Raw genomic sequence first — 2,203 nt, forward strand, 5'->3', positions numbered from 1 at the left:
ATTCCAAGGTTGTTTCCGTTAGATACGGATGTTCGAATTGTAACGACAAACTTTGATCAACATTTTACGTCTGTAATTACAGAAATGAATAGAGAGCTGAATATTTATTATGCACCTGCTTTACCGACAGGGAGAGCGTTTAAAGGGTTGGCTTACATACATGGGAATATAGAACAAGAGAAAGAAGCTTTAATTTTAACGGATGGTGATTTTGGAAGGGCTTACTTAACAGAAGGATGGGCGAGACGATTTTTAGTTGATTTATTTTCAAATTACACTGTTTTATTCGTTGGGTATAGTCATAATGATCCTGTAATGAAATATTTAGCAACAGGCTTACCACCGAGTACAAGGCGTTATGCTTTCGTCGCACAAGGTGATAATACATATCATTGGGAGCATTTAGGGATAAGACCGATTGTGTATCCGAATAAAGCAAATAATCATCAGGCACTTGTGAAAGCGGTGAAGCGGTGGGCGGAATTAATGGGGGATAATTATATTACGAAAAGAATGCGTATTCGTGATATTGTAACCGTTCCTCCATCAGTAGAGCAGGAGCAATTATCCTATATAAAACAGTCAATAAAAAAAATTGAAACTGTTCGGTACTTCGTTGAATTTGCTCGTGATTATGAATGGGTGGAATGGCTTGAAGCCGAAGGGAAATTAAGAAACTTATTTCTGCTTACAGCAAATTATGATGAAGTAGATGAATTGCTTGCGGAATGGTTAGTGGAGCAATTTCTATTTAGTCATCAAAAAGAACTATTTCAATTGATTTTTAAAAATTATTCTAAAATATCCCCATTATGGTGGCGAACAATTTGCACGTACTTAAACGAAACGAAAGAAACGATGGACCCTTTGTTGTTTGCAAGATGGACATTACTTTTATTAGAAACAGCAGAGAAAGATAGTAGCTCTATTGAAATGATCACATATTTATTGCAAAAATGTTCTTTCCCTGAGCATAAAGAAATTGGCTTGTTGCTATTAACGTTTATTTTAGACGGGAAACTTAAACTGAAGCGTGTAAGAAGATGGGGAAATGATACGCAAGAGTCGATTGAACTCGAGGAATCGAGTCGTATACCAATGCCTATTTTTTCTCATGTGGAGCAAATTTGGAAAGAGAAAATGAGACCACATATCGCTTACTACGCAAATCCAATTATGGTTATGKGATTAGAAAAGATACAACTATTGTCATTAAGACAACATGCACTGAAAAAAAGAGATAGAGAAATTTCAGTGCAGGAGTTACAGCAAAATGATTTTACATTTTTAATTCAAATTGTAAAAGAGTGTCTTATATATTTATGTGAAAACAATGAGAAAAAAGCAAATTATTATATTACAGAAATGATTGAAACTGATAGTGTACTTCAAAAGCGAATTGCGATTGAAGCAATGATTAATAATGTATTCATTACAGCGGATGACAAACTGAAGTGGTCGTTACATACAGATGTTCTTTTAGATTTCACATGTAAACATGAAGTGTTTCAACTTTTAAAGAATTATTACGCAGATGCTTTAGAAGAAACGAAAGAAGAAGTAATTCAACATGTATTAGAGTATCTTGCAGAAGAGAGGGCGTTTGATGCTTGTCTTGTATTAGACTTACTATTCACGTGTGATCCGAATAGTAAGTGTACGGCGGAAGGATATGAGCTAATGAAACAGAAACACCCTCATTTTTCTTCAGATCAATACAGTGTTCCAAAGAAAGAGGCAAATGAACAACGTATTACATGCAATGTAACAGCTGATGGATTGCTGCAGCTGAAAGACGATGAAATAATGGAGCAAGTTCGGCAATTTTCAAGAGATGGTGTTTTTGAGCAACGTCATTTTTCAGAGATGTTATCAAAAGCGTGTAAATTGAATGTAGAGTGGAGTATTTCGTTTGCTTATCAACTAGTAGGCGTGCACGAAATTAGTAATGAAGTATGGTTTGTGTGTATTAGAGAGTGGCGAAATAACAGAAATTTGACRAATGAACAAATTCAAAAGATTATACCGTTATTGCAGAAGTTTGTTAGAAATACTGCTTTTCATTGGTTAATTAGTAATTTTCTATATGAAATTAGTAATCGATTAGAAGAGTTAGATGAAAATAGTATACGGATTGTAAAACGTTTTTCTTTTTCTGTACTTCCACAAGTTATGAGAGGGGAATCGGATTTTAAGATTGGAA

Annotated in this window: 1 protein-coding gene; it reads left to right on the forward strand. The window is 34.5% G+C overall.

Annotated elements, in window-relative coordinates; genetic code table 11:
* Window positions 1–2,203: SIR2 family protein (locus AC1DTM_RS23560; RefSeq protein ID WP_477001021.1), on the forward strand; the 2,203-nt coding region annotated here is incomplete at both ends.

This window comes from Bacillus sp. P4_D3 (assembly GCF_056401855.1).